7 protein-coding genes and 2 pseudogenes are annotated in these 15,895 nt (G+C 61.0%); 3 read left to right on the top strand and 6 right to left on the bottom strand.

What is annotated here, in order from left to right:
- Positions 1 to 288 (top strand): annotated as a pseudogene (locus tag Q0G85_RS01030) (transposase); the annotation flags it as partial.
- Between the two features lie 232 nt (positions 289 to 520).
- Positions 521 to 670: pseudogene (locus Q0G85_RS01035) on the top strand (IS3 family transposase); the annotation flags it as partial.
- A 146-nt stretch (positions 671 to 816) separates the two neighbouring features.
- Here Q0G85_RS01035 and Q0G85_RS01040 read toward each other — a convergent pair.
- The 6 genes from Q0G85_RS01040 to glmU all read right to left on the bottom strand — a co-directional run bounded on the left by Q0G85_RS01040 (position 817) and on the right by glmU (position 13,060).
- Positions 817 to 6,018, bottom strand: a complete 5,202-nt coding sequence (locus Q0G85_RS01040) for a phosphodiester glycosidase family protein (protein WP_297153908.1) — start codon at positions 6,016 to 6,018, stop codon at positions 817 to 819.
- 445 nt (positions 6,019 to 6,463) lie between these two features.
- Positions 6,464 to 7,021, bottom strand: a complete 558-nt coding sequence (pth, locus tag Q0G85_RS01045) for an aminoacyl-tRNA hydrolase (RefSeq protein WP_297153911.1) — start codon at positions 7,019 to 7,021, stop codon at positions 6,464 to 6,466.
- Between the two features lie 12 nt (positions 7,022 to 7,033).
- Entirely contained in the window at positions 7,034 to 8,005 is a 972-nt protein-coding gene (locus tag Q0G85_RS01050) for a ribose-phosphate pyrophosphokinase (RefSeq protein WP_297153914.1), read from the bottom strand.
- A gap of 155 nt (positions 8,006 to 8,160) precedes the next feature.
- Complete coding sequence (locus Q0G85_RS01055; protein WP_297153915.1) at positions 8,161 to 9,000, bottom strand: TipAS antibiotic-recognition domain-containing protein; 840 nt, start codon at positions 8,998 to 9,000, stop codon at positions 8,161 to 8,163.
- A 514-nt stretch (positions 9,001 to 9,514) separates the two neighbouring features.
- On the bottom strand, positions 9,515 to 11,464 hold the full coding sequence (locus Q0G85_RS01060; RefSeq protein ID WP_297153916.1) for an NAD(P)/FAD-dependent oxidoreductase: 1,950 nt from the start codon (positions 11,462 to 11,464) through the stop codon (positions 9,515 to 9,517).
- A gap of 228 nt (positions 11,465 to 11,692) precedes the next feature.
- Positions 11,693 to 13,060, bottom strand: coding sequence for a bifunctional UDP-N-acetylglucosamine diphosphorylase/glucosamine-1-phosphate N-acetyltransferase GlmU (gene glmU / locus Q0G85_RS01065; RefSeq protein WP_297153917.1), 1,368 nt, complete (start codon positions 13,058 to 13,060; stop codon positions 11,693 to 11,695).
- Between the two features lie 436 nt (positions 13,061 to 13,496).
- Between glmU and Q0G85_RS01070 the strand changes: the two genes are divergently transcribed.
- The gene (locus Q0G85_RS01070) at positions 13,497 to 15,893 is read left to right on the top strand and encodes a molybdopterin-dependent oxidoreductase (protein ID WP_297153918.1); all 2,397 of its coding nucleotides are present in this window, start codon (positions 13,497 to 13,499) and stop codon (positions 15,891 to 15,893) included.
- Positions 15,894 to 15,895: the final 2 nt, after the last annotated feature.

Below are 15,895 nucleotides of genomic sequence, written 5' to 3' on the forward strand. Positions count from 1 at the left end.
GCCCTGGCCGTGGCCGGCGGGGGAAATCCCGAAAGGCTGAGAAGCGAGGCCGAGTTCGCCTCCCTATGCGGCGTCGCCCCGCTACTGGCGAGCTCGGGCAAAACGGAATGCCATCGCTTGAACAGAGGGGGCGACAGGCGCGCCAACAGGGCGCTTTACCAGATCGCAGTGACCAGGATGTCGTATGATCAGAGGATCAAAGATTACGTCGGGAAGCGCAAGCGCGACGGAAAATCCAAAAAGGAGGCCATCAGGTGCCTCAAGCGCTACATCGCCCGCGAGGTGTTCCGGGCGTTGCGCAACCCGCTCGTAATCAAAGGGCCGTCGTGGAAGGATCTGCGCCCCGCAAGACAAGCTCTGGGCATTACTTTGGTGGAAGCGGGGAAGGCCCTCAACGTCGGATTCCAAAAGGTAAGCTACGCTGAGACCGGCCGCCTGATGAACGTTCGGTTCCTGGAAGAATACGATGCCTGGCTGAAATCTCAGGCGAAAAGAGAGAGTTGACATACATAGGAGCTTCGAGTTCTTCCGGGGACGCAGCTGGCCCGACTTCGAGTCCTTCAAGGCGGACCTCGACGCCTATATCGTCCATTGGAACACAAGAAGACGCCAGGTTAAACTGAAGGGACTGACCCCGGAGGAGTTCCGGAGCCAGTCCCTGGTGGCGTAGTCTTTATTTAGACCGTCCAAGTTTTGGGGCGCAGTTCACTGGGAATCGGGCCTTTCAGGGAGAAAGCGACGAAGCTATCCGCTCTCTTAGAAGCCCGGGAGCAGCTAAAATGCCTCAGGGCTGACGTTTTCGACCGAGCCGCTCCGTTACTTCAAGATGCCCAGCTCGAAAGCTCGCTTGAGCAGAACCGCTCCGCGTTCGCGAGGCATGTTCTCCCCGGCGCGCGCATAATATCCGTCAGGTTCCTCATATCCGGTGATGAGACCCTTCTCCACAGCCCACGCCATGCTCTGGGCCGACCAAGAAGCGATTCCTGCCTGGTCGACGAAACGGGAGAGGACCGCCGTGTCTGCCGCAGCGACGTCATTTTGCGCCGCGTAATTACCGAGAATCACCACCGCTTGCTCGAACGTGGCAGGCTCATCTGGCTGGAAGGCTCGAGTGCCATCCGCCAGCTCAACACCCTTGATGACGCCGCGCGCCACAGCCCAATTCGCTGCGGAGGTGTACCACTGCCCCGCTTCCACGTCGGGCATGCCGGTTTCATTGGCGTCGCTCGAGGCCTCGGGCTTGCCGGCTTGTCGCCACAGGATCATCGCAAGCTGAGCGCGCGTCAGCGAATCGCCCACGCCGAAGAGCGTCGTATCGGAATAACCCGTCATGAGGCCCTTCTGTTCCATGAAGGAGACTCCCGACGCATACCAGGCGCTCTGATCGACGTCGGAGAAGGTCGCAGGCTTGCGCCACTTCGCCCAAAGCTCCACCGAACCCGAAGCGTCGGCGCTGATTTCGGACACAGGCGTGGTGAAGTCTGCATCGGCATACCAGCCGTCGAACACATAACCTTCCTTGGAAGGATCGGCGAGCTTCACCGCCGCGCCCGCCTCATAGGACGCCGGGTTGGAGGCGACATTCGTTCCGCCGTCCAAGTGATAGATGATGTCGTAGGTCGGCACCACAGGCTCGTTCGGCTTGCTCAAGGTGAACGAGTCGATCATGCGCGTGGAACCACCTTCCATCGCGTAAGCTTCAACCGTCAGCTTGCCGCCTTCGGTCTTCACCACGCTGAACACGGGGCTGTTGTCGTCATAGACAACATCTTGCCAGGGGCGACCGTTCACATCGGCGTCGTAGAACTTCGATCCTGAAGAGCATCCTCCCACCACGTAGTACACACCGGACCCATCGGTCGCACGCTCGCCACCGGTCATGTTCGTGCGGCTATAGATGTGGTCATGTCCGGACAGCACCAGGCTCACGCCCATGCGATCGAAATCGGAGGCGAGGGCGCGCACATCTTCTTCGTTGTAGTTCATCGGATACGCGCTCCGATGCATGAGCACGACCTTGTAAGGCTTCGAGCTCGCGGAGAAGACCTCTTCCATATGGGAAATCTGGCTCTTGAAGCCCGGATCGTAGGAGTAGGTCGCCTCGGTGTCGAGATTGTAGATGACCATGTCGCCCGATTCGAACCAGTAGTTGCGCGGCGTGGTGTAGGTGCCGTTGTCGGGGCCGTTGAACAGACCCGTGAACGACTGCGCGTCGAAGTAGCTGTCATGGTTGCCGATAGTCGCACCCCAGATGCCGGACCCAAGATAGCTACCGAAACCGGCGTCGATGGCGCTCCACTCGCTGTAGAGCTGTCCAGAATCGGAAACATCACCTGCAATGAGGCTCATATCGACATCGGGATAGAACCCGCGCAGCGCCTCGATGGTCTCGGGGAATCGGTCGTAGCTGCCCTGGATGTCGCCATAGAACGCAATCGTGGTGTCGCTGCCGCCGCGCGCTGTGGTAAAGCTCTTGACTTCGCTCCAATGCCCTTCCTGGCCCACCTTGTAGTAGAAGGTAGTATCGGACGGAAGGTCGGTAAGCTTCACGCCCCAGCTTTGGTACAGGCGAGAGAAGCTGCTCTCGCTCGTGGTGATGGTGCGCGACTCGCCGTCAACAGTGCGGGCGTCCGAAAGGTCGGCATTCGTGGAAACCACAAGGCTGCTTGCGGGGACAGCAAGGCTCGTTTCCCAGCTAATGCCCACCGACGTCGCAGGATTCTCACCTGTAGTCACCGCGATCTTCTCGGGATCAAGCGAGCCCAAGCTGTCGTAGACCTGCACGGTTTGCTCGTTGGAAAGAGCGCCCGTGTCGTCAACCACCCATGCGGTAAACGAGGTGCCAACTGAGTAGCTTGTCAATTTGTCAGTGGCGATCTGCCCATTCTCATCGGTTACCGCACCGAGATCGATGACGTTATCGCCCTGCTTGACGTTGATCGGCATGCCGGCCACGGGATTGCCATCGGAGTCGGTCACCGTGAACGTGGTGCCGCGCCCAGCCGTCGATCCATCCCAAGAAAGCGTGTACTTGAAAGCCAGCTCGCGGTCGTAGCCTTCCAGGTAGAGATCCGTGCCGTCGACTTCACCCGTCTGACGCACAACGGCCTTGTTAACTTTGATGCCCGTCTGACCGCCCGAGTTGTTCGTCACCTGGAATCGCAGTTTCACAAGCGGGTTGTTCTCGTCTTTTGGCAAATCTTTCATGCCCGAAAGCGAGAACTTCACCGACCCGTTTTCCTTGTCGACCTCATTGACCGAGGCGTTCAGTCGATTGTCGTAGCTCGCATCGACAAGCTTCACGTAAAGCGGATTGAAGCTCAGATCGAAATCGAAGTTCTCGAAGTTCTTATAGTCGGTGGCGTTCACGATATAGTCGAAGGTCGACCCCGCCGCAGCCTTCTCACCTGCGGGCTTCGTCTCCTCGAGGTTCACCGCGTACCCTGCAACGGTAAAGGACCATTCCTTGAAGTACTTGTTGCCCGCATTGTCCTCGATACGGTACTTGATCTTGTTCAAGCCGGATCGCAGGCTGGTGAGCGCAGAGGGAATGTAGCTGACCTTGACGCTGCCGTCGGAGAGCGTTTCTTGCAGCACGTTGTCCATCACGCGGCCGTTGATCCACAGCTTCGTGCGGTCGGTGTTGATGCCGGTATATGCGGAACCTTCAACCTGCGGGTCGCGCACCGTGAAGCTGATGTCCGGCTGATGGCCCACTTCAGTTGCGCCGTCGGAGGGCGAGACGTCGGTGTCGGGAACCATCTCGGGCGCCGCAGTGTCATCATTCTTGTAATCGTACACCGCCCGCAGCCCGTCGACGTAAATGGTGCCCTTCTTGTTCGGAGCGCCGGTAGTCGGCGTGGAAAGCACGCGAATGCCCCACTTCAGGTTATAGGGGAAGCTGGCGGTCGAGGGGATGGGGGTCTCGATGTATTTCCATCCCTTCCAATCGACGAAGGTGTCGCCCGCATAAGCTGCAGGAGCCAGCTGGATGCGAACCCATGCGCCCTGGCCGTCGCCGTAAATCCAGCAACCGATTGCCTTCGGCTGGCCCTCGAGCTCCATGCCGCCAACCGGGCCCGCCTCGCAGGTCACCGTGCCGGTGAGGGGCTTCGTCGCGAAATCATAATCGACGCGCAGGCTGCCGTCGCCGCTTTTCACGAAGCGCTCGTCATGATTGATGGACATCGAGGCATCGCCACCACGTTCGGGCGTGAAGTAGCGCCAGGTCCAGCCCACTTCCTCGAGAGGTTGCTCGAAGTCGTTGAGCGTCACCGGCAGCTTGCCGATTTCAACCGGCATGGTTAGCGTGCAATCCTTGTAGCTCACTTCGAGCGTGCCCGTCCCCTGCGTATCTGCCGCGGTAAACGTGCCATCTGCAGCGATGGTTCCGAGAGAGTCGTCGGAAAGCTTAAAGGCGAGCGCATCGCTTGTAAGCACGACGGGAACTCCGTTGTCCTCGCCAGTGAATGAAAGCTGAGTCGTGGCACCGGGCGCAACGGAGACGATAGAGCGATCGGCAACGAGCTTCGTCAGGCTGTCGGTCACTTTCACGTCGATCGACCCGGTCGCCTCGGTGCCGGCATAGGTTGCCTTCACCGAGCCCTCATGTGCTCCCGATGCGGCAGTAAGCGTACCATCAGGGGAAATCTCGCCGATGCCGCCTTCAGCAGAGAAGCTCACCTTGGAAGAATCAACCTCGGATGCGTAGTAGTTGTCGTCGGTGCCCTTCACTGAGAAGCTCATCTTGCCGTTCTCGAGCAAAGCGACTATCGTGCCATATCCCTCGTCCATATTTGGGTACACGTGAAGCTTGGTCGTTTGAGAGTCAGCCTGCTTGGGAGCACTTGCGATAAACAGAAGCGCGTTGCTGTTCGCGCGCTCGTGCCCGTCGGAGGGGCGGTTGAGCACCGTCGAATCCTCGTCACCTGGCAGCGTGGCGGTGATAGTCGAGCTGCCGCCGCCGTCGAGGTTGAAGACGTTCACGCAGTGCTTCTCGTTGACCAGGTAGTTGGTCATCTCGGCGAAAGTCATGCCGTCGGCAAAGCCAGGCTGGCGACCGTCGCATTGGAAGAGTACAAGCGAGCCATCGGCGCGGATGCCAATAGCGGTGCGCGGGTGAACGGCGTCGTCATCGTTCACCGCAGAAGTCTCGACGGAGTTCTTCACCAGTGTGTGGAAGATACCGATTGCTTGCTGAACTTCGGACCAGTCGACTTCGCTGCTCGCATTTTGCGCGCTCACGGTCACCGTCTGCCCCGGCGCAAGGGCAGACAGGGCAGCATACTTGCTCGACGCGCTGTTCGCTGCGAGAACGATGTTTCCCTTGCCGATCGCGGTAGTGTTTTTATCGGCATTCGCTTGCACTTGGTTCACCGCGGTTACGGTCGCCGTGAAGGAGCCGCCGATGCGAACGCCGGTGTAGCCGGAGGTCGTCACCGAAAGCTGGACCTCCACGCCCGCTTGGCTCGACTCGGTCGCCTTGTCAAACTGCTCGGTGAGCAGATAGGCACCCTCTGTGTCGAGCTTGCGCTCCGTGTTCACCTGGTCGATTGCGAGCTGATTCCCGTTCCCAAGGTCGGCAGTCACCGATACGCTCGGATTGCCGAATACCGCTGTGCCATCGGCTTTGAATCCCACGGCGTCGTTGCCGTTTTTCGAGGTCGAAATCAGGACGCCATCACGAATCGTCAAGCCGTTCGGGACGCCGTTCGTCGTGTCGTACGCATCGCCGTTGATGCCGAAGACGACCTTCTTGCCGCCGCGCTCCTCATCGGCAACCAAATCCGACATGATGTCGCCGCCCATAACATAGGTACCGTACGAAACAACCGGCTCCACCTCGGCAGTCTTCGGGTCGAAATCGACCGTGTAGGTCTTCTGAAGGCCAGTATCGTTCTCACTCATGCTGTGCGAGAGCTCAACGCCGTTGTAAATCTCCCGTGTCCACTCCATCGAAACCGGGCCGATACCCGTCTCGTCGGCGAAGGCCATCTGCTGTGGAGGGAGCTGCACCATCGTTGCAGAAAGAGCAACGGCCAAGCCTGCCGAAACAAGGCGCCTTCTCCAACCGAACATCCTCCGCTTTCTCGTGCGGGCATTCGAGGGTTCACTCACCCCGAGCCGCGCGTGAGAGGTTTGCCGCATGCGCGCTTGCGCTTCCATACGCGTTTTCTCCTTTTCGTCGATCCCCAAGAGCGTCCAATACGCCACATCGATTATGAGAGAAAGAAGAAACGCCCCGAAAGCGGGACAATGTAAAGTTGTTCTTCGCTTTTCGTAAAGCAAAAAGTGACGAAAATGGGACACTCAGCACGACGGTATTCGAAGCAAAAGCGGCGAGAGCGCTACGAACAGGCGCATGGCCTGCAGAGATGGAAAGCGTTAACTGCAAGTAAGAAAGCCCTGGAAGAGTGGCTCTTCCAGGGCTTAAAGAAACCGTGCGAAGATGGACAAAAACGCGCTAGTTGAATTTCTGCTGCGTCTTTTCCAAACCGTGCTCGATAAGGAACAGCGCCGCCTCGCACCCCAGGTCAGTCGCCTGCGTAAAGTCGTCCGCCGCGTCCTTCTTGGGGAGGGACAGCACGTAGTCGGCCACCGGCATGCGTCCCGGCGGGCGCCCGATGCCGCAGCGCACGCGGAACCAATCGCGCGTGCCCAGCTTGTCGCAGATCGAGCGCAGGCCGTTGTGGCCCGCGTGCCCACCGCCGAACTTCACGCGTATCGTGCCCGGGTCGATGTCGAGCTCGTCGTGGATGACGACCAGATGATCGGGCGACACGCCGTACGCGTTCATAAGCTGCTTCACCGGGCCGCCCGATGTGTTCATATAGCTTTGCGGCTTGGCGAGCACCACGTCGATGTCGTGGTAAGCGCCTTTGCCGGTCAGCGCGCCGCACTCGTTTTTCCAGTAACGCACACCGATTTCCTCTGCGATCTTATCAACCGTGTCGAAGCCGGCATTGTGGCGCGTATGCTCGTATTCCTCCCCGGGGTTCCCCAGGCCAACAATAAGAAACATATACTTCGTACCCTATTCGAACAGCGAAGCGACCGAGCCGTTGCTGTAAACGTTTTTGATGGTCTGCGCGAACAGCGGGGCAAGCGTGAGAACCTTGATCTTGCCGGTCTGACGCTCGAGCGGCACGGGGACGGCGTCGGTCACGACGACTTCCTCGATGCAGCTATTATCGATGCGATCGAACGCCGGGCCGCTGAACAGACCGTGCGTCGCGCAGGCAAAGACCTTCTTCGCGCCCTTCGCCTGAAGCGTTGCCGCCGCAGCGACAAGGGAGCCCGCCGTGTCGATCATGTCGTCGTTCAGGATGCAAATCTTGCCTTCAACATTGCCAATAAGCGCGGTGATCTCGGCCTGGTTGTGCTTGGGGCGGTCCTTATGCATGATGGCGATATCGCAATCGAGCAGCGTGGAGAACTTCTTCGCAGCCTTCGCGCGGCCCACGTCGGGAGACACCACGCAAAGTTCCTCGGGGTCGAAGCCCATGGCCTTGTAGTAGTCGACGAAGATGGGCATCGCGGTCATGTGGTTCACCGGCTTGTCGAAGAAGCCCTGGATAGCGTCCTGGTGCAGGTCGATCGCGATGATGTTGTCAGCACCGGCGGTAGTGAGCAGGTCGGCGACGAGCTTCGCCGTGATCGGCTCGCGCGGAGCGGCCTTGCGATCCTGGCGAGCATAGCCGTAGTGCGTGATGACGGCGCTCACGCTGTGGGCGCTCGCGCGCTTAGCGGCGTCGATCATGATGAGCAGCTCCATCAGGTTGTCGTTCACGTCGAAGCCGTTGGGGCTCGAGCACACGGACTGCACGATGAACACGTCGGCACCGCGCACGCTCTCGAGGTAGCGAGCGTAGATTTCACCGTTAGCGAACTTTTCAAGCTTCACATTTCCCAATGAAACGCCCAGTTCAAGGGCAATTTTATCAGACAGCCTCGGGTTGGAAGACCCCGAAAATACAGCGATTCTCTTCATCTTCTCGAATTCCATGCGGCGCTCCTTCTTGTGCCAATCGACTCATCTTTTTCCCGCCCAGAAGGCAAGACTCGTATCGTCCATTGTATCCAAGCTCCGCGCCGATGCGCGAGAAGTTCGCGGTATCTTCGCAGAGGGAAGCGAAATCCTGCGGAACAGAAACAGCAGCCTTAATCGATTCCCCTTTCCTCCATCGCGGCCTCGATCGCCGCAACTAAAAACGCCGTCGCGCCCTTGCCCGCTCGTGAGTCGTAGTAATTGACGAATCGCTCATCTGCAAGGTAGCTTTGGGCGAGCGCAACATACGCATTCGGCGAATACGCCCCTTCGCCCCATTGCGCGCGAATCCATTGGGCATGCATCTGCGCGAGCTTCGTCGCCTCGGGCCCCATTGCATCTCTTGTGGCCATCGCGGCTTTCAGCTGCTCGATAATCGCCCGCTCAAGCGTTTCCTTCTCGACCCACTCAGCCTCGCTCATGCCGAGCTGTCTTTCGTTCGCGGCATCGACCGCAGCATCGCCGTAGCGCTCGCGCGCTTCTTTTCCGTGGATCATCTCGTTGGCATGTACAACACTCCAACGCTTCAAATGCGGCAGCACCGCGCCCATAAGCGACACCGCTTCGTCGCGGGACATGCCCGTGTTTTCGGCCAAGCGCGGCGCACAATCCTCGATCATGGCGTCCATTGTGGTGTCGTAGGTATATTTTCCCTGTTCATAGCACCATTTACAGTAATGCTCATCTTTAGATCCGTCAGCGTCGGAACCGTAATCGGCCGGCGTCAAAAGCATGCCGCAGCTCTCGCAATAGTGCTCGGGCAAATCGAGCAGATGCATAATGGGTTCGTCGAGCACGTTCGCGATGAGCTTCATCATGTCGATGCCCGGCACAACCTCGCCGCGCTCCCAACGCGACACCGCCTGCCGCGTCACGTACAGCTTCGCCGCAAGTCCTTCCTGCGTCAGGCCCTTGCGTTTACGCAGCTCAATCAGTTTTGTTGCGATATCCATTGAAAGCCCCTTTCTCGAACCTGTTGGCAAAACTCTATCCCAACCAAGCACGAATTCCTAGCAACCTTCAGTTGCGGATCCAGTTGGCGCGAGGCGATACATCCCATTCCGGCACTTGCTCACCGAGGGGCTTACAAAAAATTGCCCGATGTGCGTAGGTTTTCGCGGAGCGAGCTCGGATGCCGATTAGTTGCCATATGCGTGACCTGGGCTTTTCTGATTCCGAAGCGCCTGCTGCGAAAGGCCCTACGCCAAAGCCTACGCACATCGGGCATTTTTCTTCATTGGCAGCGCATCGGAAGGTGCGGGGGCGCGGCGGAAGGGGCGGGGCGGCGGCATTGCGTGCCGCCGCGCGTATGGGAAGGTGGCGAGATTAACCAGCAGCCGGCGAAATTGGCCGGTTCCGGCGTTTTAGCTCGATGTCGCGCACCGCGTGGAAGGCGCCACCTCAGCTGGCCAGCGTCGCGTGGTAGGCGCCATCCCAGCTGGCCAGCGCCGCGCGGCCAGCGCCAACCTAAATGTCGAGCGCCGCGTGGAAGGCCTCGTACACCGCAGTCGTGATATTGGAAGGCCGCACCGCGTCGCCGACGATGCGCACGAACGGCGCCGCATCTCGCAGGGCGTCCACCGCATCGCTGCACGAGCGCTGGCCGATGGCGCAAATCACCGTGTCGCCAGGAACAAGGTGCTCCTCTCCATCCCCGTCCGCAACGACGAGCCCACCACGCTCCACGCGCACACCGCGGGCGTTCAGGCTGACGTCGATGCCCGCACGCTCGACCTCCGCAAGTAAGATGGGCCTATGGCGAATATTGGCGTCGATGGCAAGACCGTCACGCATCTCGACGATGTGCGCACGCCTACCGAGTCGCACCTGGTTGATCGCGCATTCGCAGCCCGTCAGCCCGCCGCCGAGGACGACGACCTCATCGCCTGGCTGCTCGCCTTCCAAGTACAGGTCGTCGATTGAGAGCACACGCGCGCCCTCTTCCACAGGAAGCGGCATCGGAATCGGCGCGGACCCCACGGCGACGATTACCGCATCGGCCGCAATCCTCTCCGCGAAGGCGGCATCGACCTCGGTATTCAGTCGAATGTCCACGCCAAGGCGCTCAACCAAGCGCGCATAGGTACGCCCCAACTCGTACATATCGCGCTTGAAGGGCAGCGCTGCCTCAGTGCGCAGAATGCCGCCGAGCTCGCCCTCGCGCTCGCACAGGATGACATCATGCCCGCGGCGGGCAGCCGTCGCCGCGGCGACCATGCCGGCGATGCCGCCGCCCACGACGAGAACCTTGCGCAAACGGGAAGCCCGCGCGACGTCCATCCCCTCGAACTCGCGTCCGATAAGCGGATTCACCGCGCAGCGGCGCGTCTGCGTCACGGCACGCTCGGCCATGCAGACGTAGCAACGCAGACATTTCACCACGTCATCGCCGCGATTTGCCATCACCTTGGAAGGAAGCTCGGGGTCGGCCAGAAGCCCGCGCGCCATGGCGACGGCGTCGGCCTGACCGCTCGCGACGATTTCCTCCATCTGCGCGGGGTCGGAAAGCCCGCCAATCGCCACGACGGGAATACTCACGTGCTTTTTGATCTCCGCCGCAAGATGCACGTTGCAACCGTGGTCGCGGAACATCGACGGGTGCGTGATCGAGAAGCCAAATTGATAGGACCCTGCCGAAACATGCATGAGGTCGACCAGATCCTCGAGCGCATGGGCGATGCGGGCGCCCTCCTCCACATCGTAGCCGCCCTCGAAGAGCTCGGCGCCGCTTATGCGCAGCTCAATGGGGAATCCGGGGCCAACAGCGCTGCGCACCGAAGCGAGCACCTCGCGCGCAAAGCGGATGCGGTTCTCAAGCGGCCCGCCGTATTCGTCTTCGCGCTTATTGAAATAGGGGGAGAGGAACTGGTTGATCAGCCAGCCGTGACCCGCATGCACCATGACCATCTGGAAGCCGGCACGCTTCGCGAGCGCTGCCGCCTCACCATACGCCGCGACAATGCTCGCGATCTGCTCATGCGAAAGCGCGCGCACGGGCATGCCGTCGGGACGCACGCCGTCGGAAGGCCCCCACTGGCACAGATCGCCCTTCTTCTCCTTGTCGACCATGTAGGTGCCGGCATATTGGCCCGAGTGGGAAAGCTCGATAGACGCAACCGCGCCGTGACGCTTGATCGCATCGGCAAGATAGGTGAAAGCGCCAAGTTGACCTGGAGTTTTAAGGGACAGTCGCAGCATTTGCGAGCCGTCGGTTTTGGGATGGACCACAAGCTCACTCACGGTGACAACAGCCGCGCCGCCTTTCGCGCGCAGCTCGTAGAACCCCTGGGTGCGCGGCCCAGGCGTACCCTCTGCCGTGATATCGGTCGCACCCATCGGCGCAGATAGCATACGGTTGCGAAGCGTCAGGCGTCCCACCGTAAGCGGCGCGCACAGATGCGGATAATCTCGCTTCATCGAACTCCCCTTCTTATCAATAATCTCTCTCCGCCGCACATCTCGCGCGCCGCAGGCCGTGGTCACGGGTCGAAGGCCACGCTCGAAAGCCGCAGGCCACATCCCGCGGCCCGCAATCGCGCTCACAGGAAAAGCCCTCAGGCACCGGACGCACTAACGCCCGGCAGGCGTTGCGGCGGGCGCGGCGTCCACCCCCTTGCGGACGCCGCCTGTCAAGCACTGCGCAGTCTAGTTCGACGGATGGTGCTTTTCAACCCAGCCTTCGTGGTTTTCCTGACGACCACGGGCGATGGCGAGCGCGCCGTCGGGAACATCCTTCGTGATGACGGAGCCCGCGGCAACAAGCGTATGCGCGCCCACGTTCACGGGGGCCACCATCATGGTGTCGCTGCCGATGAAGGCGCCGTCGCCGATGGTGGTCGGCCACTTCTTGGCGCCATCGTAGTTGCAGGTGATCGAGCCTGCGCCGACGTTCACGCCCTCGCCGAGCGTCGCGTCGCCGATGTAGCTTAGGTGCGGAACCTTGCTGCCGCGACCGATCGTGGACTTCTTGATTTCCACATGCGTGCCGGCCTTCGCGCCCTCGCACAGGTGCGCGCCGGGACGCAGATACGCGCGCGGACCGCACGTGGCGCCGTCATCGATGCGCGCCTCGATTGCGACCGTTTCATCGACCGTGCAGCCCGAGCCGACGACCGTGTCGGTCAGGCGCGTGTTCGGCCCGATAACGGAGTCTTCGCCCACCTGGGTTTTCCCCAGAAGATACGTCTGCGCGAGCAGCTCCACGTCGGGCGCGATCTGCACGTCGGGTCCGATCCACACCTGAGTCGGGTCCCACATGGTGACGCCCGCCGCCATATGCGCCTTGTTGATGCGTGCCTGCAGAGCGCCCGTCGCCGCAGCCAGCTGCACACGGGAGTTCACACCCAAGCACTCGGAAACATCGCTTGCGGGAAGCGCGAGCACATCGCGCCCGGCAGCGCGACAGATCTCGAGCACGTCGGTCAGATAGAACTCACCCTGTGCGTTGTCGCTTCCCACCTGCTCAAGCGCCTCGAAAAGCGCCTGCGCGTCAAAGCAGTAGAAGCCGGAATTGCATTCGGTGACGGCAGCCTCGGCGGCGTTCGCATCCTTCTGCTCGACGATACGCTCGACGCGCCCCTCGCCGTCGCGGATGATGCGCCCGTAGCCGAACGGGTCGTCGAGCTCCATGGTGAGCACCACGACCGCCGCGTTCGAGCGGGTGCGCATATCGGCGAGCTCACGGATGGTATCGGGTGTGATAAGCGGGCAGTCGCCCGAGAGCACGAGCAGCGAGCCATCGAAGCCGGCAAGCGCGTCCTTGCAGGTGAGCACCGCATCCGCCGTGCCGCGCTGCGCCTTCTGCACGACGACCTCGGTGTCGGACACCAAAGGCTCCACGATATCGCGGGCGTGTCCCACTACCGACACGATGCGATCGGCGCCCGCCTTGCGCGCAGCGTCAACGACCCAGCGAACGAGCGGCTTGCCGAGGATCTCGTGCGCGACCTTAGGTTTCTTCGACTTCATACGAGTTCCCGCACCAGCTGCGAGCACGATGGCGGCAGTATCCATTGAAACGACCTTCCGATTGATTGAAAAATGCCAGGAAAAGTATAGCGCAACCCGAAACTGACACGTTCCTGCAGGCGGCGGGCTCATCGGTATACCATCATCCACCATCGCTCATCGAGCAAAACGGCCGCTTGCGCGCACCCGGCGCTTCGCCAGGCTAGCCCGAATGCATCTTGGGTGGTATCATATCCGTCGAAGGGCCGGGGCATTATGCCCTCTTCTGCAACCCTTCCCTTTCCGCTTTGCAACGCGCGGGGGCGCGACATTCTGCTTGCAAAGAATCAACAAGACGAGAATGCCATAGCACGAAGGCGAATTCGGATCGCCCGAACGCAATCGATTGAAAAACCTTGTGGGAGACGCAAGGTTGTTTTTTGCGCGCTCGTTCGCGCGTCCGACACACCGCATCGCACTGTGGCCTACGAGGTGGAATCAAATGGAAGAAACGAAGCACTGCCTGACCAGGAGGTCGTTCATCCAGGGAACAGCAGCTATCGGCGCCCTTGCGGCGCTCACCGGATGCACATCCGAATCCCTTGCCAAATCAGACGGAAGCGACGCCAAGGAGCCCGTCACCGAAGTGCGGCATTCCTATTGCCAGATGTGCGGACCGACCCGTTCGGGCTGCTCAACGCTGTGCTACATCAAAGACGGCCGCTGGACCAACGTGGAAGGCAACCCCGTCGCCGGCAACAACTGGGGCAGAGGCTCGCGCTCCCTGTGCGCAAAGGGCCAGGCGGCCATGCAGACCATCTACGACCCCACGCGCCTTCTGTACCCGATGCGCCGCACCGGCAAGAAGGGCGAGGGCAAGTTCGAGCGCTGCACCTGGGACGAAGGCATCAAGGCGCTCGCCGACAAGCTCAAAGAGCTCAAAGACGCTGGAACCCCCGAGGCATTCGGCGTGCTCTCCCCTCAGTTCTGGCCGGTGCTTGCCCAGATGGGCCGCCGATTCATGAACGTCTACGGCACCCCGAACTACCTGCACAGCGCCATTTGCGCATCTCAGCGAGCAGCCTCCAAGCGCATCTCCATCGGCGCAGGCGCAAACTGCTATCCCGGCCAGCTCGACAAGACCGAGCTTCTGGTCATCTGGGGAGCCAACCCGGAGAACTCCGAGGTCAACCAAGGGAAACCCGCGCGCATCGTCGAGGCCAAGAAACGCGGCATGCAGCTCATCGACATCCGTCCGATGATGGATCAGCTCACGTCGAAGGCCGACATCTGGATGCCGATCCGCCCCGGCACCGACGGCGCACTTGCGCTCGCCTTCTTGAACATCATCATCGGCGAGGACCTTTTCGACCACGACTTCGTCGAGAACTGGTGCTCGGGCTTCGACAAGCTCGCCGAACACGTGAAGCAGTTCACCCCCGAATGGGCGGCTGAGATCTGCGGAATCGACGCCGACGTCATCCGCAATGTCGCTCGCACCATGGGAACCACCAAGCCCATGGGCATCCTCTACGGCAATGGCATCGGCGACCAGCAAAACGACGGCAACTGGGAAACCATCTCCGTGTGCCTCATCGAGGCCATCACCGGCAACCTCGACATTGCGGGCGGCGGCGGAGCTGGCATGGTCGCCCCGCCGAGCCTCATCAAGACGAGCGCCATCAACATCCTCGCCGATCGCATGCCGATGAGCGAGCAAGACGAGGCAAACGGCTACGCTGCTGGCATATCGGCCCTGGTCGCCCCCGAGTTCCCGCGCTGGTACCAGACTCCTCAGACCACCGAGTCGGGCGGGTCGTCGGCGTACTACAAGGGCCTTATGAGCATCCTCACCGAGAAGCCTTACGCCCTTCGCGTCGTGCTTGCGCAGGGAACCAACCCCTTCGGCGCCACGCGCCAGCCCAAAAAGATCGCCGAAGCGCTCGAGAAGCTCGAGTTCTACTTCGTGGTCGACACGCACTGGAATTCCTCGTGCGACTACGCCGACTACGTGCTTCCCGCCTGCATCCAGTACGAAGCGGGCCTGCAGTTCGCCACGAAGAACTCCGCCGCCGGCACCTTCATCGGCTTCAACCAGCAAATCGCCGAGCCCATGGGAGAATCGCGCTCGGACTGGAATTTCTGGCTCGATTTGGCCGTGGAAATGGGCTACGGCGACGATTTCTGGGGCGGCGACATGGACGAGTGCCTGCGCGAACAGCTGAAAGGCTCGGGCATCACCCTCGAAGAGCTGCGTGAGGCGAACGGCGGCATCTTCGTCGAGCGCACCGACGGCGCGAAGCCGAGCGAGCCTACCTACCAGAACTACGAGAAGCTCTTCGCCCAGCTCCCGGGCGGCAAGGTGCAGTGCTACAACGAGTGGATCGGCGGCAAGCCGAACTGCATGGATACGGGCACGCTGGAGTTCCTCCCCGTTTACTCCGGGCCTCCCGAGGGCATCGCGGAAACCCCGGAGCTCACCGAGGAGTACCCGCTCATCATCACCGACGTCCATGCGTACCGCCTCTGCGAGCACAGCTACTTCGTCGGCATTCCCTACCTGCGCGAGAAGCAGCCCTACCCCTGGGTGCGCATCAACCCCAAGACCGCCGAGAAATACGGCATCGCCGACGGCGACTGGGTGAAGATCGAGTCGCCCCACGGCTGGGTCAAGCTCAAAGCGGAATACTTCGAAGGCCTTTCCCCCGAAGTGCTCATGGCGCGGCGCGGCTGGTGGCAAGCATGCGATGAGCTGGGGCTTCCCGGATACAGCAGCTTCGACGGCGGCGGAGACACCACCGTTTTGTACAACTCCGACATCGACAAGTTCGATGCCTTCCATTCGGCGATGTCCAAGCAGACGCTCGTCAAGATCAGCAAGACCGAGGGGGATGAATAACC

The sequence above is a fragment of the uncultured Ellagibacter sp. genome (genome assembly GCF_934617235.1).
Lineage (GTDB): Bacteria > Actinomycetota > Coriobacteriia > Coriobacteriales > Eggerthellaceae > Ellagibacter.